Origin of the sequence: Psychrobacter sp. UBA5136, assembly GCF_002414005.1 — a bacterium.
GTDB lineage: Bacteria > Pseudomonadota > Gammaproteobacteria > Pseudomonadales > Moraxellaceae > Psychrobacter.
The window spans coordinates 14,428-34,728 of sequence record NZ_DHYG01000040.1; the positions used below are offsets into that span (position 1 = coordinate 14,428).

The following is a 20,301-nucleotide window of genomic DNA, read 5'->3' on the forward strand; positions in this document are numbered from 1 at the left end:
GGAGTGTATATGAGCGACTCGATCAGTCCTATTGCCATCGTGGATGAATTAAAGCAGTCCTATCTGGATTATGCGATGAGCGTGATCGTCTCGCGCGCGCTGCCTGATGTGCGTGATGGGTTCAAGCCTGTGCACCGCCGTGTGATGTACGCGATGCATGTACTGTCTAACGATTATAATAAGCCTTACAAAAAATCAGCACGTGTGGTCGGTGATGTCATCGGTAAATATCACCCCCATGGCGATAGTGCCGTTTATGATGCGATTGTACGTATGGCGCAGGATTTTAGTTTGCGTTATCCGATGGTTGATGGGCAAGGAAACTTTGGCTCGATTGATGATGATCCACCGGCGGCGATGCGTTATACCGAAGTCCGTATGACCAAGCTGACCCACCAGATGCTTGCTGACTTGGATAAAGATACCGTCGACTGGGAAGACAACTACGATGGCTCTGAGCGTATGCCAAGCGTGTTGCCTGCGCGTATTCCGAACTTATTGGTCAACGGCGCAACCGGTATTGCTGTTGGTATGGCAACCAATATGGCGCCGCACAACCTGACTGAGGTGATTAATGCCTGCTTAGCGTATGCGCAAAATCCGCAAATATCAGCCGAAGAGTTAATGTCGCATGTATCAGGCCCTGACTTTCCTACGGGCGGCGTTATTTATGGCCGCGCGGGTATTTTAGATGCGTATCGCACCGGTAAAGGTCGCTTACATGTACGCGGCCGCTATATTATCGAGCCGATGAGCGACACGGGCGTTAACCGCGACCGTGAGCGTATTGTTTTTACCGAAGTGCCTTATCAGACCAATAAAGCCAAATTGATTGAGCGTATCGCTGAGCTGGTGCGTGATAAGAAAATCGAAGGCATTACAGAAATTCGTGACGAGTCTGATAAAGACGGTATGCGTATCGCCATTGATTTGCGCCGCGGTGAAACGGCAGAAGTGATAGTTAATAACTTATTCTTGCAAACGCCGCTCGAATCTAGCTTTAGCATCAACATGGTGGCCCTCGATAACGGTCAGCCAAAGCTGTTGACTTTGCGTCAGCTCATCGCTGCCTTTGTCCGTCACCGTCAAGAAGTGGTAACGCGCCGTACCATTTTTGAGCTAAATAAAGCCCGCGTTCGTGGTCATCTGCTTGAAGGCTTAACCGTTGCGCTTGCCAACATTGACGACATTATTGCGACGATTAAAGCTTCTGCAAACCGTGGCCTTGCGCGTGAAAACTTACTCAATAATACTTGGGGTTCAGGTAGCGTCGTTGCCATGCTAACCGCTGCCGGTAGCCAGTCAGTACGTCCTGAGTTTATCGAAGGCGAGGATCCTAAAGCGCCGTTTGGTTTGATTGAGGGCGAAGAGCGCTATCGCTTATCGCTTGAGCAGGTCAATGCCATTTTAGACATGCAGCTGCATCGTTTGACGGGTCTTGAGCAAGACAAATTGACCGAAGAATACCAAGATTTATTGCGTGAAATTGCCCATTTAGAATCTATTTTGGGTGACTTTGATAAATTAATGACGATTATCTCTGATGAGATGGTTGAGATTCGCGAAAACTTCGGTGATGAGCGCCGTACCGATATCATTGATTCACGCATGGACTTTAACCGTGAAGACTTGATTCCAGAGCAAACCGTCGTCATGACCGTTTCTCGTACCGGTTATGCAAAAACGCAACCGATTGATGATTACGTGGCGCAAAAACGTGGCGGTAAAGGTAAATCTGCGACCGCAATGAAAGAAGATGATGTGATTGATCACTTAGTTGTGACCTCAACGCACGCAACGGTATTGTGTTTTACCGATAGGGGCCGTGTCTTTAGTTTACGTGGTTTTGAAGTGCCGATTGCCAGCCGCGGTTCGCGTGGTCGTCCATTGGTAAATTTAATTGGTTTAAATCCTGATGAAACGGTCACAACGATGCTGCCAATACCGCAAAATACCGCTGATGTGACTGGGCATTTTGTGTTCTTTGCCACGGCAAATGGCACGGTTAAACGTGTTGAGCTTGAGCAGTTTGCTAGTATTCGCTCGAACGGTTTGATTGCGATTGGTTTAGAAGACGATGATAAATTGGTCAGCGCTCGCATTACCAAGGGCGACCAAGAAGTCATGCTCTTTGCTTCGAGCGGTAAAGCTATTCGTTTTGATGAAAATGATGCGCGCGTGATGGGTCGTACCGCTAAAGGCGTGCGCGGTATGCGTCTGGCAGCTGATGAATTTATCAAATCGCTTGTGGTTATCGAAGAGGATGTGCGCGAAATCCTTATCGCTTGTGAAAACGGCTTTGGTAAACGTACCTTTGTCGAAGAGTTCAATACGCAAAATCGCGGCGGCGGCGGTGTCATCGCTATCAAAACCAGTGAACGTAATGGCGCGCTCGTGCGTGCGACCAAGGTTGAGCCTGAAGATGATATTATCTTAATCTCAGATAAAGGCACGCTCGTGCGTACGCCCGTTGAGCAGGTAGCAAGCTCTGGTCGTAATACACAAGGCGTGACGCTAATTCGCCTGTCAAAAGATGAAAAACTGGTGGCTATGGCACGCGTTGAGCACGAAGAGGGCGACGATGAGTTGGTCGAGGCGATGAAAGAAGATGGCACCTTTGCCGTAGACGGTCAGGAACAAATCGATATTGATGTCGAAACCGGTCATGAGACAAAGACTGACGTCAACGATGTTATCGATATTGCCAATGATTACACGCTAAATGACAAAACATCGAATGCTGAATTAGATGAAAACACAGACGATGACGAATAAATGCCTCAGTAGTTAGCTTTTTAGTTTGGTGGTTTATACTGCTCTAGAGAAAGCCTCTGACGTCATCGTTGGAGGCTTTTTTTCTGAATGTTGCTTATTCACAAAACGTCGATATTACTTTTCACTGATTATAATTTCTACTTTTTTTAAACTGATTATAAATAATTTCAATTAAGCCCTATTTCTAAGGCCGTTGTTATGCTTACGACCAATCAAACGTTTCAAGGAACCTTAGCAGCAGTATCATCGAGTTTTTTGTTCTCGATGATGTTTTTGTTTGGGTTGTTTATGCTGCCCTTAACCGGTACGCAGGTAGCATCATGGCGCATACTGATGATGCTCTTGAGTTTGCTTATATTGGTCAGCTTTACTAAGCAGTGGCAACATGTCTTTGATTATCTAAGAACCTTAAAAACGGCAAAAGAATGGCTGATATTTATCCTACCAACGCCGATTTTGGGTGGGCAAATTTGGTTGTTTATGTGGGCGCCGGTCAATGGCTTTGGTCTTGATGTTACCTTGGGCTATTTTTTATTGCCGCTGGTGATGATCATACTGGGGCGCTTTTTTTATCATGAACATATGAGCGCATTACAGTGGCTAGCGGCGTTGTTTGCAGCTTTAGGTATCGGTCATGATATCTGGCAATACGGCAGCGTATCTTGGGTGACGCTGTTTGTCTGCTTGGGTTATCCGCCTTATTATCTGCTGCGGCGTAAGCTTGCCGTGCCGCCCATTACCGGTTTGCTCTCAGATTTAACTTTGCTGACACCCGTGGTACTCATCATGCTATATAGCACTGGCGGCTTTAGCGTGGCAGCGCAAAACACGAAATTTTGGTATTTATTGCCGTTACTTGGGGCGTTTAGTGCGCTTGCGATGTCACTGACTATGATTGCGAGTAGTAAATTACCCGTCTCGTTATTTGGTGCGCTAAGCTATATAGAGCCGATGCTATTATTTGTCTTATCTATTACCATTTTAAGCCAGAGCCTTGATGAAGGCGGCTCCTTATTTATGTACGGCATGATTACGCTGGCGCTATTTATCATGATTGCTGATAGTGTCATGGGTTATCTTCGTCGTCGCCGTGACAACCATTTACATGGCTACCGCGAGCCGCAAGTGGGCGGTTTTCCGCCGCGTCGCCGCCTGATCGATCGCCGTATCGATGGGGTGCTAAAAGCGCATCGTTTTCGTAAAATGCGTCGTTATCAAAGGAAACTCGATAGCATACAGCGTAAAATTGAGCAGCTTGACGCCAAATAAGTCGCTATATTTATAGCGATTAAATAAGCTCAATATAGAAATAAATAGACGGGTTAAGTCAATGTATTGCTTATCTATTCTGACTCTGAGATAATGCCGACCATGATATAAACATGCTATACGGTTAACGTTTATTTTAGAATTATATAGTTAAGCGGTAGATAAAAGCTTCTATAAACAAAAAAGCTGATAGACACAAGGCCTCCGACGTTCGCGTCTGAGGCTTTTGTTTTTTTTCAAAATTGCCAAGGACGTGCGCTTATCTTTAAAGGCGGTTGTTATGCTCCCCACCAATCAGACGTCGCAGGGCACCATCGTTGCAGTAGCAGCAAATTTTTTATACGCAGTGTTATTTTTATTTGGTCTGTTGATGCAGCCGTTATCAGGGACGCAAGTGGCTTCTTGGCGCGTACTGATGATGCTATTAAGTTTGGTGCTACTGGTCAGTGTTTTAAAGCAGTGGCAGCACATTTTTGATTATCTAAAAACTTTAAAGACGGCAAAAGAGTGGTTTTTATTTATCATACCCACGCCAATTTTGGGCGCGCAAATTTGGATATTTATGTGGGCGCCGGTCAATGATTTGGGATTAGAGGTAACCTTGGGTTACTTTTTATACCCGATGATTATGATTATCGTGGGGCGCTTTTTTTATAATGAAGACATGAGTTTGCTGCAATGGCTTGCGACGATTTGTGCGGCGCTCGGTATTGCTTATGATGTTTGGCAATATGGCGCTATTTCTTGGGCGACTTTATTTGTTTGTTTGGGTTATCCGCCTTATTATTTGCTGCGTCGTAAGCTTGCCGTACCGCCAATCACCGGGCTTATCTCGGATTTGGTTTTATTAACGCCGGTGGTGTTGGTGACGTTATACTTAAGCGGCGGTTTTGAGCTGGCGCTTACCACCGATAAGTTTTGGTATCTACTGCCGCTACTCGGTATCATTAGCACGGCGGCGATGGCGCTAACCATGGTTGCCAGTCAAAAACTGCCCGTCTCATTGTTTGGTACGTTATGTTACCTTGAGCCGATATTTTTATTTATCTTTTCCATCACCATTTTGCAGCAAAGTATCAATGATGGTGGCTCGCTATTTATGTATGGCATGATCGTTATCGCGCTGCTGATTATGATTGCCGATAGTGCGCTTGGTTATTTGGCGCGTAAACGTCACGACCGCCTGCAAGCGTACAATGAGCCACAAGTCGGCAGCTTCCCGCCGCGCCGCCGCTTAAAAAATCGCCGTATTAAAGGGGTTTTGATTGCGCATCGCTTCCGTAAAATCAGAAAATATCAGCAAAAAATTGACAAGATGACGCGTAAAATCGAAGAGTTACATGCTAAATGAGCTTTGCCTGCAAAAGCGTTAAATTGGACTTAGCAGACATTGTTTGTCATTATGTTTTTCCTGATTGCTCTACATAGTTTCTGTATTAAAGCCATGTTAATTGCGTTATTATCGTTAATAGGGCTACCACGTTTCACTGTTTGCGTGTTTAGAACGATAAATATGATTACTTATTCACACGATAACTAGGATGGTTTATGTTACATCTTCATCATTTAGCAAATTCGCGCTCGTTTCGTATTTTATGGCTATTAGAAGAGCTCGGGCTCGATTATAAATTGACCTGCTACGAGCGCAATAAGGCTTACCGTGCGCCTGACAGTCTAAAACAAGTACATCCGCTCGGTCACGCGCCCATATTAGAGGTAAACGACCGCGCGCTCATCGAGTCGGGATTTATTATTGAGTATTTGCTTAAGCATTATGATAAAGAACACCAATTTAAGCCTGCTGAAGACAATGAAGCCGCATGGGACGCTTATACCTTTTGGCTACATTTTGCAGAAGCGTCGCTCATGCCGCCATTGGTCATGCGTCTGGTGTTTACTAAAGTGGTCGAACAATCACCGATGCTTATCAAACCTGTCAGCAAAAGTATTCGCAATCAAGTCGAAAAAAGCATGATTAGTAAAAGTTTGGATACCATGCTGGCCATGATAGAGCAGCATTTGCAGGACAACCATTGGTTTGCAGGAGCCGAATTTAGCGCTGCTGATATTCAAATGCATCTTGCGGTCGTCGGTGCCAATGCGGGAGCAGGTTTGGATAGCAGTAAATATGCCAATATCTTAAACTGGCTAAAACGTTGTGAAGAGCGCGATGCCTTTAAGCGCGCAGAAGAAAAGGGTGGTCGTTTAAAATTTTAGATAAAAAGCATTTAGTCATTCATAAATGACTGAGTACATATTAAAGTAAAGGTTTTGTTTATTTATAGACAAAACCTTTTTTAGGATAAAAAATGACAGATCTCAATAAAACGAACAACAAGAAGACTGATAATGGCGCTGTTACCGAGCAACCCATTAATACTGCTGATAGTACTTTGGATAGCAATAGCCAGCAAGTCTCTATCAAAGCTTGGTCACAAAAGCTGCTGGTAGTATTGCTGTGCCTAGCAAGCTTTTATGGTGGCTGGAAATCTTATGAATCCAATATGGTTAATGAATGTACGGCCAACGGCGGGCAAATGATTGAAGGTCAAAGAACGATGGTATGCCAGTCGCTATAAAAATGACGCTATAAAAACGGCGCTAGAAAAAAGATTGTTATAAAAAGCATTGTTATAAAAAGCATTGTTATAAAAAACAAGGATTAAGTAAGAGAGGTCGTCTATGTTAAAGCTAACCTTTTTAGGAACTTCGGCGGGTGTGCCAACCAAGCAGCGTAATGTCACAGCATTGGCCGTTGAAGCTCTTAATCCTTATGCATCAAGCACACAAAACAACCATCAGTCTAAAAAATCGCGTCCTTGGATTTTAATTGATTGTGGCGAAGGCACCCAGCAGCAGTTATTACATACCAAGCTTTCGTTACATCAACTGACGGCTATTTGTATCACTCACGTGCATGGCGACCACTGTTATGGTTTGCCAGGGCTGCTGGCGAGTGCAGCAATGTCAGGCCGCCGTGAGCCGTTAATCATTGTCGCGCCAAAAGCGATTGCGACGCTGCTTGAGGCCGTCACCTTAACCACTGAGCTACATTTCTCCTTTGTCATCAATTTTATGGCGATAGAAGACTTGCTGTCTGTGCTAAATGATGTAAATAAAAATCATGTAACGATTACATTAGACAATCAGCATCAGCTGACGATAGATATTTATCCTTTATCGCATCGCGTGGCCTCTTATGGCTTTGCCATCACCCAAACTATCAGCCGCCGTACGCTGAACACCGATAAATTGACAGCCGATGGCATTCCAGCAAGCGCGCTATGGGGCAAATTACAGCAAGGCAAAGACGTTATAACCGAAGATGGTCGCACGCTTTATTCAGCAGATTATGTCGATAATGACAGTCAGCGCACACGCATAGTCGTCGCTGGCGATAACGATACGCCAGAGTGCCTAAGTGCTGCGGTAGTTGATGCCGATTTATTGGTACACGAAGCCACTTATACCCATGAGGTTTTAAATAAGATTCAGACAAAAAAACCAGGCTTTGATCCGATGCATAGTAGCGCGCAATTGGTTGGCAGATTTGCCCAAGAAAACGGCCTTAAGAATTTAATTTTGACCCATTTTAGCGCTCGTTATCAAAGCTTTGATAATCCAGAGAGTGATACAGCCAATATGGCGCATATCCGCTTAGATGCTGAAAAGTTTTACAGAGGTAAACTATGGCTAGCAGCTGACTTTGAGCAATATATGGTAAATGGCGCAGCGGACGCGTCAGATAATAAAGAGCATGGCCGCGTCCAGTATTTAGGTTCTGCTCGCGACCATAAAAATTGAATTAAAATTAAGGTTTAAGATAGATTGTCTTCAGCTGCCAATTGTGTTTGCCCGATCCAGTAGCGGCTAAATTGATACGCCACGCGTCCTGAACGGCCACCGCGCTCTGATGCCCAGCGTAACGCTGCTGCTCTAACGTTGTCAGGTAGCGTATCATTTGCAGTTTTGACATCATTTTCTTTAATATCTGTTTCTTTAATGTCCGCTCTTTTGACATCATTGTCTTTAGTGGCATTCTTTGAGCCAAGCGTAGGCAAAATAGATAAATAGTGACGCACAATGTGTAAATACGTATTTTGATCCATCGGGTGAAAAGACAGCCATAAGCCGAAGCGATCAGACAACGATACCGTCTCATCAATGGTTTCATAAGGATTGACCTCATCGGTTTGACCGTTATAAATATTGACATTGTCTTTCATGAGCTGCGGCAAAAGATGACGGCGATTACTGGTGGCATAGACGAGTAGCTTGTCTTGCTCGGAGTCCAGCGCCCCATCTAAGACGCTTTTTAATGTCCGATAGCTCTCATCTTGAGCGTTAAACGCCAAGTCATCACAGTACACCACATATCGGCAACCACTATCCGCTGGCAACGCATGGATGGCAGCGCGTATTTTATCAAGTACCCGCAGGTCATCACGGGCAATTTCAATGATACGCAGCCCTTCGCTATGATAGGCTTGTAGCAACGCCCGAATCAGCGATGATTTTCCCGCGCCGCGCGTCCCCGTCATCAAAACGTGATTGGCTGGATAGCCTTTTAAAAACTGGCGCGTGTTTTGTACCAGTTTTGCCTTTTGCGTATCGATACCATGCAAGTCATCTAAACTTAAAAACAAATTCACTGCCAACGGCTCCAAATGTCCTTGATGACCGCCGACCCAGCGATAAGCCAGCTGGGTAGGATCAATCTCGATAGTTGGCGTGACCTGCTCTTGTAGATACTGCTCAAGTAAATTTAATACATGGTCGGGCAGGGCATAATTCATAACGGGCGTGGTAGATTGGGGCATAATGTTGGGTCGCTTATAATATGAATCGCTTATAACAATAAGAATGTCAATTCGGCTACTAAATCTATCAAGGCAGTACTTTACCATGAAAAATAGTGCCAGCAATTGCTCTGCAATTCAAGTAAAGACAAAACAAGGATTGGCAGAACAAACCTTGCAAGCGGTTACGCAGCAAATTCTGCCTGCGTTGACTATGGCATTTTCAGACTTGCAGTATAGTAAGATAGCACATCAGCGTATCAGTCAGCAGGGTGTCAGTAATGCGATTGAATATCAAGGTTTGACACGCGCCCGGCATCCACAGTTTGGTCAGGTGATGATTAAATGGCAGTTAAGTGATGATGCTTATCAAAACATGGCTGGTCTGGCACATGAAGCTGACGTTTTAAAATCTATCAATAAGCTATCGCACAAGCAAGATAACTGCTCTTCTATTGCACCGACGCTATTAGCCAGTCATCATTTACAGCTGCAAATGTTAAATAATCATCAAACACTCACCATTCTTGTTATGCTAGATTATGCCAATGGCAGTCTGGCACACTGTTTAAAACAAACGCTGACTGAACAGCAAAAGCATGAGCTAACAATTCAAGCTGCCCAGCTCATTGTCCATTCGCATCACATTGGCTGGCTGCACAATGATATTAAGCCGAGTAATATTTTATTAAATGGTTTCATGCCGAATCATGCGGATATTAGCGGTATCGTACCTGATTTATTATTGACTGACTTTGCTTTGGCAGAACCTATTAATAATGGTATTGTTCAAAGAAATAAGAAAAATAGTACGGTAAACAATGCTGGCACGCCAGCCTATCTTGCGCCTGAACGCTGGCAAGGGCAGGGCGGGGCGGTGCAAAGCGATATTTATGCGTTTGGAATAATGCTGTATGAGATATTAACGGGTGAGCGACCGTTTAAAATTGCTAATCAACGTAGCGAGCCGTTAAAAGAATGGGCGATGCAGCATTGCCAACAGCCGATTGCAAGATTGCCATTAAAATATAATTGCTATCAAAGTATTATTAATAAAGCATTGGCGAAGAGAATTGAAAAACGTTATCAAAGTATGGAAGAAATCGTAATGGATTTAGAAAGATTATAATTATGAATACTAAATTCTAGACACAAAAAAACCTGCTAAAAAGCAGGTTTTAATATTTGGTCTAAGATGTACTATCCGAAAATGGTGGGGCTGGAGAGACTCGAACTCTCACACCTTGCGGCGCCAGAACCTAAATCTGGTGCGTCTACCAATTCCGCCACAGCCCCATTGTCGTTACTCTATCATTAAAGGCAGTTAAATTCAAACGCCATCTAAATAGTTAACTGATTCGGTAGTGCGTCTCAGTGGTTGGCTATTATATAGAGTTTAAAAGGTTTGGCAACCCCTATTTGCGATTTTTTTTAATTATTTAGCGATTATTTTTGCTAAATATTATAAATATTTGATATTGTTGGTTTTTAATTTGCCAATTTATGGCTTTAGTCACCGTTATTTTTCTCTTCTAATGACGTCATCTCTAATTGCTGTAATTTACGGGTTAATGTATTGCGTCCCCAACCAAGTAAATTGGCGGCTGCTACCTTTTTACCGCCGCTATGATTGAGCGCAGCTTGTAGTAACACACGCTCAAACTCTGGCGTTGCGGTTTGTAAAATGTCGGTTTCGCCAGTTTGCAGAGATTGCTTTGCCCATATCGCTAACGCTTGCTGCCAGCTCTGATTTTGATTACCTTGGCTGAGTGGAATGTTTTGACTGTTTTGATTAGGGCTATATGCAGCATCACTTTGTTGCTGCTCTACGTTAGATGCATCATTGGCAAGCAGCTCTGGCGGCAAATCCTCAATCATAACGGTGTCGCCCGTGGTCATGACCGTCAACCAAAGACAGACGTTTTCAAGTTGACGGACATTACCGCGCCACTCAAAAGCTTGCATCAGCTGTAGCGCGGCGGGATGAAGCTGCTTTTCGGCGCTATGCATTTGCTTGGCTGCGCGCTGCATAAAGTAGTTTGCTAAGGCGGGGATGTCTTCAGGCCGCGCTCGTAAAGGCGGCAATGGCATGCGAATGACATTAAGGCGATAAAATAAATCTTCACGAAATTTGCCCTGCTTAACCAATGCTTCTAAGTTTTGATGGGTGGCGGCAATGATGCGTACATTGACTCTGACCGGCTGCTGTCCGCCGACGCGAAAAAACTCACCATTGGCCAATACGCGTAGCAGCCGCGTTTGGGTGCTATACGGCATGTCACCGATTTCGTCTAAAAATAGCGTGCCGCTGTCCGCTTGCTCAAAACGACCTTGCCGCGTCGTTGTCGCCCCAGTGAACGCGCCTTTTTCATGGCCGAATAATTCAGACTCAATCAAATCATGTGGAATCGCTGCCATATTAAGCGCAATAAAAGGTTGCTGCGCGCGCGGAGAATGCGCATGCAGCGCGCCTGCCACCAGCTCTTTACCCGTACCAGATTCACCAGTAATCAACACCGTAATAGGTGAGTGCGCTAAGCGCCCAATCGCGCGAAACACCGTTTGCATTGCTTGTGATTGTCCAATAATGCCGCTCGGATTGTTATTAGTATGGGCATTGATATTAGCTTTGTTTTCAGGTTTAAGTTCGGCGGTTCTTTTAGCTTTATTTTTGGTTTTCTTGTTGGCTTTATTTTCAGCCATGGGAGCAGGCTCGGTTGGCTGTCTTACTGGCTCCTTATTCGGTTGGTAATTGATGGCTTTATAAATTGTGGTAACCGCCTCATCCAAGTCAAAGGGCTTGGGCAGATATTCAAAAGCACCCATTTGATAGCTGTTGATAGCAGAGGTGAGGTCAGAATGCGCCGTCATAATAACAATCGGCAGTGCAGGGAAATGCTGATGTACCCAATCGCTAAACGACAAACCATCCATCATCGGCATCCGAATATCGGTCAATATCACGTCGGGCAGCTGGTCGGTCGTTTCGTGCTGCTGCAAGATATCATTCAGGCGTGTCCACGCGGCTTGCGCTTGGGTAAAGCTGATAACGGTCAGGCCTGCCTCTTCAAAGGTATCGGCTAATACCAAGCGCAGCGCCGCATCATCATCGATAAGCCATAACGTGGCAGGATTGTCATCAGGCGCACCAGGCGCATTGTTGACGGTGACCATAGGAATTTGCTCATTGCTTGTAAGGTATTGAGTGTCATTATACTGAGTCATGGGTTTCGCCTAATAAGCAGTGAGAAATGAAAAACGGAAGCATTAACTATCAGTGCTTGGCTGAGAAAAAGGCAGGTATAACGTAAAGCATGTCTGATTATGCTGATAGCCATGTTTAGAACTGTCGCTAAAGCTTTGTGCTTGATGGGAGCTGACGTCAATCATACCATGATGACGGCTGATAATATCTTGCACGATAGACAAGCCAAGACCCGTACCAGCTGCGCGGTTGGTCACCATTGGGAAAAATATCTGACCGATTAATGCGTTGTCTATCCCTAAACCATTATCGCTAATGCTGACTTGCAAGACTTGTTTGTGCTGCTGGCTGGCGATGGTATGCTGAAAAACAACGCGCGTTTGAATATGCAGTTTTGGCTGATAGCTGTTATCGGCATTAAGACTGCTCTGCGGACTGTCTGATGGTAATTGACGAGAAATAGTTGGCGCGTTGTTTTGTAATGCTTGTTGCAATGTCTGTTCAAGCTCAGTCATCGATTCACAAGCATTATTGATCAAGTTTAAAAAAACTTGGATTAACTGATCTTTATCCGCGCATAACTCGGGCAACGACAAATCATAATCTCGCTGTAGCGCCACGTCTGGATATTGATTTACTACCAAAGCCAAAACGTGTTCTAACGGCTCGTGGATATTTAGCATTTGCCAATTTGGCAGTTGGTTAGAACCAAGAAATTGTCCAATCAGTTGGCTTAAGCGGTCTGTTTCTGAGATGACAATGTCGGTATAGCGCCGCATTTTCGCCGCATTTGTTTGCACAGTATGGTCATAAGCTAAATGAGCATTTTCATTAGCAAAAGAAGGCAGATCATGAAATTTGATAAATTGCCGCTGTAATAATTGCGCCGCCCCGCGAATACCGGCCAACGGATTTTTGATTTCATGCGCGACCGAGCGCAGCATATGCCGAGCAACGCTATATTGTTGCTGCTGGCGCTGCTCCTCTGAAATACGGCTTTGGCGATCTTTTCCCCACATCTCGATAATAAAATAATCCTGCTGCTCGTAAATGACGGGCGTCACGCTATAGTCGATTAAGAGGGCTAAATGACCATTTAACGGCGTGCTAACAAGGTGATCATGATCAATAAAGGGCTGCTGGTACTGCTTTGCTTGATGAAAGCGTTCGGTTAAAGCGCCCGTTTGCTCATCGCTATTTTTATTATTATGATTACTGCTGCTTGTCGGTTCTAATGCTTCGGGTGCAAGTAGGGTTAATATTGGTTGTCCTAGCAAGCGGCCACTACTAATACCGAGGAGTTGCTCGGCTTGCGTGTTTAACCACGTAATGGTCAGCGCCTCATCGACCCATAAGATAGCCGTCAATAAATGCTGCACTATAAATGCCGAATCCGGCGTCGCTTTAGCGGTGATTAAATCAGCCGTCATGGATAATGCCTAAAATAAAGAGATACTGGGTATAATATTTAACCATAAATCAACACACTAGCGCGGCAAAACTGGCGATTATCACAAAAAAAACGTACAATGCGCACAGCCAATTTATCTCTAGCAAGGTCAGCCATGCCCAACACTTCTACCGAGTCGCTTAATTCGACTGTTACCACCGCACAGCCAGCTTCTAACGCGCCTAAAAACACTGCCACTATTTTTAATCCTGCTAAGCCAACTATAGCGCAAGAAAACAGTCAGGCAGATGTCAGTCAAGCAAACACTAACCAGCCCTACCACCATAAAGCCAACCACAACCAAAACCGCAGTATTGAGCAAAGTGGCGATGTGACGTTAGCCCATGCAGCGACTATTGATGCGCCCGTGAACGCCGCGCCAAAGATTGGCTTTGTATCGCTTGGTTGTCCAAAAGCGCTGGTCGATAGTGAGCGCATTATCACCGAGCTTAGCCGTGATGGTTATCAAGTGGCAAGCGACTATGATGGTGCTGACTTGGTTGTCGTTAACACTTGCGGCTTTATCGAGTCTGCCGTGCAAGAGTCGCTTGACGCTATCGGTGAGGCCATTAGCAAAAACGGTAAAGTGATCGTGACGGGCTGCTTAGGTAAAGAAGCGGAAAAAATCCGTACCATGCACCCAGCCGTGCTATCGGTCACCGGTGCGCATGCTTATGATGAAGTGATTACCGCCGTCTCGCAACATGTGCCCAAACCCAAGCGCGACGTAGATAGCAGCTATGATCCAAAGATAGATTTGATTAATGAGGCGGGGATTAAATTAACCCCAAGCCACTATGCTTATCTTAAAATATCAGAAGGCTGTAACCACCGCTGTACTTTTTGCATCATTCCAAGCTTGCGCGGCGATTTGGTCTCACGTCCGATTGATAGCGTGATGAATGAAGCCATGGCGCTAAAAAACGCTGGCGTGAAAGAATTGCTGATTATCTCGCAAGATACCTCTGCTTATGGGCTGGACTTAAAATATAAAACCAGCTTTTGGAATGGTATGCCGCTAAAGTCTAAATTTTATGACTTATGCCAAGCATTAAATGACTTGGGTATTTGGGTGCGCCTGCATTATGTTTATCCATATCCGCATGTCGATAAAGTGGTTGAGCTGATGGGCGAAAAGAAACTACTGCCTTATCTTGACATTCCATTCCAGCATGCCAGCCATCGCATTTTAAAAGCGATGAAACGTCCGGCACATAGCGAAAATACCTTGGCGCGTATCAAAGCCTGGCGTGAGATTTGCCCTGATATCGTTATTCGCTCAACCTTTGTCGTTGGCTTCCCCGGTGAGACCGAAGAGGATTTTCAATGCTTGCTTGATTGGTTAGTCGAGGCGCGCCTTGATCGCGTTGGTGCTTTTACCTATTCAGAAGTGGAAGGCGCGGTTGCCAATGATTTGCCAAACCATGTACCTGAAGACGTCAAGCAAGAGCGTTATGAGCGCTTGATGGCACTACAGCAAGAGATATCCGCACAAAAACTGCAAGAAAAAGTTGGCAAAACCTTGACGGTATTGGTCGATGAGATTGATAGTGAAGAGGGTATCGCGATTTGCCGTAGCTACGCGGACGCCCCAGAGATTGATGGTCACGTTTACGTTGATGAGATTACTGCGCAAGTCAAAGTCGGCCAGTTCCTAACCGTTACGATCGATGAGGCAAGCGAGTACGATTTGTTTGCCAGTTATCAAGGCTAGCAGGCGACAACGATAACTAAGTGAAAATTGCCCAATCGCGGGCAGTTTTTGCTACAATTAGCGCAATTTGGCTTTTTATCCCTTTGTCATGATTTTTGCTGCTTGTTATGACATTTGGGATACATTCAAAGGCCAAATTAAAGTCCAACGTAATTTGTGTTTTACTGCTCATTTTAATTATAATTTCATGCTAACAAGGTGACCTCATGTCTGACAAAAACCCGCGTTACTCTCGTATCTTGCTAAAACTTTCCGGCGAAGCCTTAGCCGGTGGCAAAGAGATGGGGATTGATACCGAAGTGCTCGATAAGATGAGCTTGTCTATCGCCCACTTGCGCGGACTTGGGGTACAAGTCGGTATCGTCGTTGGCGGTGGCAATTTGTATCGCGGCGCCCAGTTGCAACAAGAAGGTTTGGTCGGCCGCGTCACTGGTGACCAAATGGGCATGCTAGCGACGGTGATGAATGGCCTAGCGATGCGTGATGCGCTTGAGCGCCGCAATATCAAAACACGTTTGATGTCAGCCTTGCCAATTGGCGAAGTCACTGAAAGCTATAGCAGCCGAAATGCCATTCGTTATCTTAAAAATGGCGAAGTGTGTATTTTTGTCGCGGGCACGGGTAATCCGTTCTTTACCACCGATACTGCTGCTTGCTTACGCGGTATCGAAATCGAGGCAGGCTTAATTTTGAAAGCCACCAAAGTGGATGGCGTTTACGATAAAGACCCAAGCTTACATGCCGATGCCAAAAAATATGACGGCTTAACCTTTGATGAAGTGCTTGAGCAAAAGCTCGGCGTCATGGATTTAACGGCGATTGCCTTATGCCGTGAGCATAATGTGCCGCTGCAAGTGTTTGATATGACTAAGCCTAATGCGTTATTAAACGTCATTATGGGCGAAAATGAAGGCACCCGCGTTTATCATTAAGCGCACATTTTATGATTAATTGGATAAAAGATCACTGATATCATAAGTGTCAGTAATTTAATGATTTATACCTAACAGCAATGAATGATTTATCGATAACGATAAATAAGGATACATGATGATTAAAGAAATTAAGCAAGACGGCGAAGCACGCATGCAAAAAACCTTGGAAGCGCTTGAGACGACTTTTAGCAAAGTACGTACCGGACGCGCGCATCCAGGCATGCTATCAGGCGTTATGGTTAGCTATTACGGCGCCGATACGCCGCTAAATCAAGTTGCCAGTATCAACGTCGAAGATTCGCGCACGTTACTGGTTCAGCCATTTGAGCGTACCATGGTGCAAGCGATTGATAAAGCCATTCGTGAAGCGGACTTGGGCCTAAACCCAATGACCGCTGACGTGATTCGTGTACCGATGCCAGCGCTGACCGAAGACACGCGCCGCGATATGCAAAAGCTTGCCCGCAGTGAAGCGGAAAGCAGCCGCGTTTCTATCCGTAATATCCGCCGCGATATGATGAATGATATTAAAGAGTTGGCAAAAGAAAAAGAAATCTCAGAAGATGACGAGCGCCGCGCCAGTGATGATATCCAAAAAATCACCGACAAATATATCGAAACCATTGATAGCCGCCTCAGCAAAAAAGAAAGCGTCTTGATGGAAGTGTAAACGTTTTTTTCTCTTTCATTAGAATTGGCGCGCGAGAACTATCCTGTCTTAAAAAACAGTCAATGCTAAGTGGTGATTGGCTGTTTATTGCCGTATAAAAATCACGCTCTTATTTTGCTATAAGCCCTTTATCAAATTTTTTTGATGGGGTTATGTCGTTAATAAAACGATGGCAAATAGGAATATCTTTGACAGGCGATAGCGCGCGTCTCATTACTTTATCTAAAACACAAGCAAGTCAGCCTATGTCTATTTCAGATGCTTCAGCTTCCGCTCTTCTTCCTCGGCACATTGCCGTCATTATGGATGGCAATAACCGCTACGGTAAAATCCATCAGTTAGGCAAAGGTCAGGGGCATATCGCTGGCAAAGATGCGCTAGACCCTATTGTCGAATACTGCGTTGGGGCGGGTATTGAAGTCTTAACGGTGTTTGCATTTTCTAGTGAGAATTGGCAACGTCCGCCAAGTGAAGTGGCTCTGCTCATGCAACTCTTAAGCTTAACCATCAATGAGCAAATGCCGCGGATGCAAAAGTATCACATTCGCTTGCGTTTTATCGGTGATCGCAGCCAATTGAGTGAAGAGTTGCAAGCTTTAATGGCGGATGCGGAAGCAAAAACCGCTGACTATGAAGCAATGACCTTGGTTATCGCCATCAGCTATGGCGGTCAATGGGATATTGCTCACGCCGCCAGAGAATTAGCACAGCAAGTAGAGGCGGGGCAATTACGAGCTGAAGATATTAATAAAGAAATGCTTGGCGGATATGTGCAATTAGCCGATGCGCCAGCGGTCGATATGCTGATACGCACGGGCGGCGAATATCGTTTGTCCAATTTCCTATTATGGCAATCTGCTTATGCCGAATTGTTTTTTACCCAAACCCTATGGCCTGATTTTAAAGTCGCAGAGCTTGCTGCGATGATAACAGAGTTTGCCCAGCGTCAACGCCGCTTTGGCAAAACCAGCGAACAAGTGGTGACAGAGCAGCAGACACATTAAGAGAATTTTGGGCAATTATAGCTTTAAAAATCATTGGTTAAGGGGCGCTAGCATTTTAAATTACACTTGTTTGGTCAATGATAAGCTGCTTTAATTAACGTTAATCATGATTAATGGGCTATTATAGGGCGCTGTTATGATAGATTTTGACCAAACATTCTTCGTTATATAAGGCTCGATAAATATGTGGCAACGAATTAAGACGGCAATTGTTCTCATTATTATCGTTGGTGTGGCAATGTTTGCGAGCCAAACGCCCATTTTAATTGCGCCACTGTTGGTATTTGGTGCCATAATTGCGGCTTACGAGTGGACCAAGCTGATGCCAAAATGGCGCCAGCCTGCGCTATTTGTGCTGCTGGTTTTGGCACTGACTGTCATATCGCTTGTGTTTAAAATCACATGGCTGTTTTGGTGGGCGGCGTCTTTAATCCTTTGGCTGATGGCAATATCTTGGGTTCGAGCTTTTCCCACGCACACCAAATGGTATGGTAAAAAGCTTGCATGGATGGGCGCTATCATATTAACGGCTGCCATTACGGCCATGTTTTACTTATGGCAGCTGTCAGCATGGTGGCTGCTTTATGTATTCTTATTGGTATGGTGTGCCGATAGCGGTGCTTACTTTGTTGGGCGTAAGCTTGGTCGGCGCAAAATGGCACCGAAAGTCTCACCCAATAAAAGCATGGAAGGGCTAGCGGGCGGCCTAGTCACGGGTTTGCTCCTTGTCATCGGAATCAGCGTCTTTAAGCTCCAACTGACTGGCGTACCATTGATCGCCTTTGTCGCATTATCGGCATTAACGATTTTAGCTTCTGTACTTGGTGATTTGTTTGAGTCTATGCTCAAGCGCCGCGCTGACGTCAAAGACTCTGGCACCATTTTGCCGGGGCATGGCGGGATACTTGATCGTATCGACTCACTACTGTCTGCCACGCCGATATTTGCCCTTGGTTTTTGGGCAATACAATACTTCGGTTTGATTACCATATAAAAACACTAAGAAGTTGAGTTAAAAATTTCTAGGGCTTGCTTATTTAATACAGTCGGCTCAACTCTTGTTATTAAACTAAGTTAATGCGCTAGCGTTACTTACTACTTTCTTTTATTTTCCATTTAATTTTCACTGTATTATAGGCACCGATGGTTATGACCCAACGCATCGCCGTATTAGGCGCGACAGGCTCGATTGGCGATAGCACGTTAGCAATTTTAGCGGCGCAACCTCAGCTTTATAAAGTTTATGCCTTATCAGGGTATCAGCGTTTAGACAAACTGTTTGCGCTTTGCCAGCAGTTTTTGCCCAGACGCGTTGGTGTGCCAACAGCAGCGGTGGATGATTTTGCCGAGCGCCTTAACGCCGCAGGTCTTGATATCGATGTGGTCGGCGGCGCAGCAGGTCTGGTTGATATTGCAACCGACTCGCAAACTGACACCGTTGTTGCGGCAATTGTAGGCGCAGCTGGTCTGCCTTCCACCTTAGCAGCAGCTCGCGCAGGTAAGCGTATTTTGCTGGCCAATAAAGAAGCATTGGTCATGGCAGGGAAGGTGATGATTAATGCGGTTAAAACGCATCACGCTACTTTGCTGCCGCTTGACTCCGAACATAACGCGATTTTCCAGTGTTTGCCCTTTGCCATTCAGCAAGACAGTAGCCAAATCCATCAATCAAACCATGGTGTCCGTAAGCTATGGCTAACGGCATCTGGTGGACCGTTTTTACAGCAATCGTTTGCGCAGATGCAGCAAGCAAGCGTTGCTGAAGCCGTTAATCATCCAAATTGGTCGATGGGTCAAAAAATATCGGTCGACTCAGCAACGATGATGAATAAAGGGCTTGAGCTCATCGAAGCTTGTCATTTATTTGATTTGAGTGAGGATAAGATAAATGTGGTCATTCATCCACAAAGTATCATTCACTCAATGGTAGAATATAGCGACGGCAGCTTTTTAGCGCAGCTTGGCAGTCCAGATATGAAGACGCCGATTGCCCATGCGCTTAGCTATCCTGAGCGTATCGACAGCGGCTCGCAGCCATTGGATTTGTTTGCCCTAAGTGGCTTAGAGTTTATTAAACCAGATCTACAAAAATTTGCTTGTTTGCGTCTGGCGCGTCAAGCGATGCAAGCGGGCACGCAAGCAACCATTATATTAAATGCCGCCAATGAGATTGCAGTAGCAGCCTTTTTAAATAGGCAAATTCGCCTCACTGATATTGCTGAGATTAATGCGCAAGCACTGGACGAGATACAAGTGCCAGTATTAGCTGAGACGGCAGATATAGAGGATATTTTAGCGATTGATAAAATTGCCCGTCTGCATACTGATACGTTGGTGACAAAGCTGGCATAAAGGTAATAGTTCCTAGTTGTTTAATAAAAGATATTTGATAAATGCTGGGCGCAAACCTTATTAAAAGTTGTGCTAAGTACGGACATTGATAAAAAGTGCTAAAAGAGAACCCCACTCTCAACTTTAAA

At 45.1% G+C, this 20,301-nt stretch carries 16 protein-coding genes and 1 tRNA gene; 13 read left to right on the forward strand and 4 right to left on the reverse strand.

Annotated features, from left to right (window positions below):
- The first annotated feature begins 9 nt into the window (after nucleotides 1-9).
- The 6 genes from gyrA to B4240_RS05780 all read left to right on the forward strand — a co-directional run bounded on the left by gyrA (nucleotide 10) and on the right by B4240_RS05780 (nucleotide 7,848).
- On the forward strand, nucleotides 10-2,775 hold the full coding sequence (gene gyrA, locus B4240_RS05755; RefSeq protein WP_296237353.1) for a DNA gyrase subunit A: 2,766 nt from the start codon (nucleotides 10-12) through the stop codon (nucleotides 2,773-2,775).
- Between the two features lie 198 nt (nucleotides 2,776-2,973).
- A complete protein-coding gene (rarD, locus tag B4240_RS05760; RefSeq protein ID WP_296237355.1) occupies nucleotides 2,974-4,044 on the forward strand; it encodes an EamA family transporter RarD in 1,071 nt (356 codons plus the stop codon).
- Nucleotides 4,045-4,324: 280 nt separating this feature from the next.
- The gene (gene rarD, locus B4240_RS05765) at nucleotides 4,325-5,395 is read left to right on the forward strand and encodes an EamA family transporter RarD (protein ID WP_296237357.1); all 1,071 of its coding nucleotides are present in this window, start codon (nucleotides 4,325-4,327) and stop codon (nucleotides 5,393-5,395) included.
- A 197-nt stretch (nucleotides 5,396-5,592) separates the two neighbouring features.
- A complete protein-coding gene (locus B4240_RS05770) occupies nucleotides 5,593-6,261 on the forward strand; it encodes a glutathione S-transferase (RefSeq protein WP_296237359.1) in 669 nt (222 codons plus the stop codon).
- 92 nt (nucleotides 6,262-6,353) lie between these two features.
- Nucleotides 6,354-6,623 carry a hypothetical protein gene (locus tag B4240_RS05775; RefSeq protein WP_296237360.1) on the forward strand — a complete coding sequence of 90 codons (270 nt, stop codon included), beginning with the start codon at nucleotides 6,354-6,356 and terminating at the stop codon, nucleotides 6,621-6,623.
- A gap of 103 nt (nucleotides 6,624-6,726) precedes the next feature.
- Complete coding sequence (locus tag B4240_RS05780; protein WP_296237363.1) at nucleotides 6,727-7,848, forward strand: MBL fold metallo-hydrolase; 1,122 nt, start codon at nucleotides 6,727-6,729, stop codon at nucleotides 7,846-7,848.
- Between the two features lie 14 nt (nucleotides 7,849-7,862).
- Here the strand turns inward: B4240_RS05780 and B4240_RS05785 are convergent, their stop codons facing one another.
- Nucleotides 7,863-8,864 carry an ATP-binding protein gene (locus tag B4240_RS05785; protein ID WP_296237365.1) on the reverse strand — a complete coding sequence of 334 codons (1,002 nt, stop codon included), beginning with the start codon at nucleotides 8,862-8,864 and terminating at the stop codon, nucleotides 7,863-7,865.
- Between the two features lie 85 nt (nucleotides 8,865-8,949).
- Between B4240_RS05785 and B4240_RS05790 the strand changes: the two genes are divergently transcribed.
- A complete protein-coding gene (locus B4240_RS05790; RefSeq protein ID WP_296237366.1) occupies nucleotides 8,950-9,972 on the forward strand; it encodes a protein kinase domain-containing protein in 1,023 nt (340 codons plus the stop codon).
- Between the two features lie 82 nt (nucleotides 9,973-10,054).
- On the opposite strand, the gene B4240_RS05795 is transcribed toward B4240_RS05790, so the two are convergent.
- The 3 genes from B4240_RS05795 to B4240_RS05805 all read right to left on the reverse strand — a co-directional run bounded on the left by B4240_RS05795 (nucleotide 10,055) and on the right by B4240_RS05805 (nucleotide 13,478).
- Nucleotides 10,055-10,139: transfer RNA gene (locus B4240_RS05795), tRNA-Leu, on the reverse strand.
- A 213-nt stretch (nucleotides 10,140-10,352) separates the two neighbouring features.
- A complete protein-coding gene (locus tag B4240_RS05800; RefSeq protein ID WP_296237368.1) occupies nucleotides 10,353-12,068 on the reverse strand; it encodes a sigma 54-interacting transcriptional regulator in 1,716 nt (571 codons plus the stop codon).
- 42 nt (nucleotides 12,069-12,110) lie between these two features.
- A complete protein-coding gene (locus tag B4240_RS05805) occupies nucleotides 12,111-13,478 on the reverse strand; it encodes a two-component system sensor histidine kinase NtrB (RefSeq protein WP_296237370.1) in 1,368 nt (455 codons plus the stop codon).
- A 135-nt stretch (nucleotides 13,479-13,613) separates the two neighbouring features.
- Here B4240_RS05805 and rimO point away from each other — a divergent pair, with 135 nt between their 5' ends.
- The 6 genes from rimO to ispC all read left to right on the forward strand — a co-directional run bounded on the left by rimO (nucleotide 13,614) and on the right by ispC (nucleotide 20,173).
- Nucleotides 13,614-15,212, forward strand: a complete 1,599-nt coding sequence (rimO, locus tag B4240_RS05810) for a 30S ribosomal protein S12 methylthiotransferase RimO (protein ID WP_296237372.1) — start codon at nucleotides 13,614-13,616, stop codon at nucleotides 15,210-15,212.
- Nucleotides 15,213-15,418: 206 nt separating this feature from the next.
- Nucleotides 15,419-16,144 (forward strand): UMP kinase, encoded by a 726-nt coding sequence (gene pyrH / locus B4240_RS05815; protein WP_068404576.1) that lies wholly within the window; start codon nucleotides 15,419-15,421, stop codon nucleotides 16,142-16,144.
- Nucleotides 16,145-16,262: 118 nt separating this feature from the next.
- Complete coding sequence (gene frr, locus B4240_RS05820; RefSeq protein ID WP_296237374.1) at nucleotides 16,263-16,817, forward strand: ribosome recycling factor; 555 nt, start codon at nucleotides 16,263-16,265, stop codon at nucleotides 16,815-16,817.
- A 245-nt stretch (nucleotides 16,818-17,062) separates the two neighbouring features.
- Nucleotides 17,063-17,821, forward strand: a complete 759-nt coding sequence (uppS, locus tag B4240_RS05825; protein WP_296237382.1) for a polyprenyl diphosphate synthase — start codon at nucleotides 17,063-17,065, stop codon at nucleotides 17,819-17,821.
- Nucleotides 17,822-18,005: 184 nt separating this feature from the next.
- A complete protein-coding gene (locus B4240_RS05830) occupies nucleotides 18,006-18,815 on the forward strand; it encodes a phosphatidate cytidylyltransferase (RefSeq protein WP_296237375.1) in 810 nt (269 codons plus the stop codon).
- A gap of 149 nt (nucleotides 18,816-18,964) precedes the next feature.
- Nucleotides 18,965-20,173 carry a 1-deoxy-D-xylulose-5-phosphate reductoisomerase gene (gene ispC / locus B4240_RS05835; protein WP_296237377.1) on the forward strand — a complete coding sequence of 403 codons (1,209 nt, stop codon included), beginning with the start codon at nucleotides 18,965-18,967 and terminating at the stop codon, nucleotides 20,171-20,173.
- Nucleotides 20,174-20,301 lie beyond the last annotated feature (128 nt).